Source organism: Streptomyces varsoviensis (genome assembly GCF_000718635.1).
GTDB classification, from domain to species: Bacteria; Actinomycetota; Actinomycetes; order Streptomycetales; family Streptomycetaceae; genus Streptomyces; species Streptomyces varsoviensis.
Map to the genome: position 1 here is coordinate 1 of NZ_JOBF01000110.1, position 214 is coordinate 214.

Consider the following 214-nt stretch of genomic DNA (forward strand, 5'->3'; position numbering starts at 1 on the left):
GGAGACGCTGTCCGCGCTCTTCGAGGCTCAGGCGGCGCGTACGCCGGATGCGGTGGCGTTGGTTTTCGAGGGTGTGGAGGTTTCGTACGCGGAGCTGAATGCCCGCGCCAACCGTCTCGCCCGGCATCTGGCGGACCGGGGCGCGGGCCCCGAGCGGTTTGTGGCCGTGATGCTGCCGCGCTCCGTGGACCTGGTGGTCTCGCTGCTCGCGGTG

At 71.0% G+C, this 214-nt stretch carries 1 protein-coding gene; it reads left to right on the plus strand.

Going from position 1 to position 214, the window contains the following annotated elements:
* The coding region (locus IF55_RS35820; protein WP_037967703.1) for an AMP-binding protein at positions 1 to 214 on the plus strand (214 nt) is incomplete at both ends.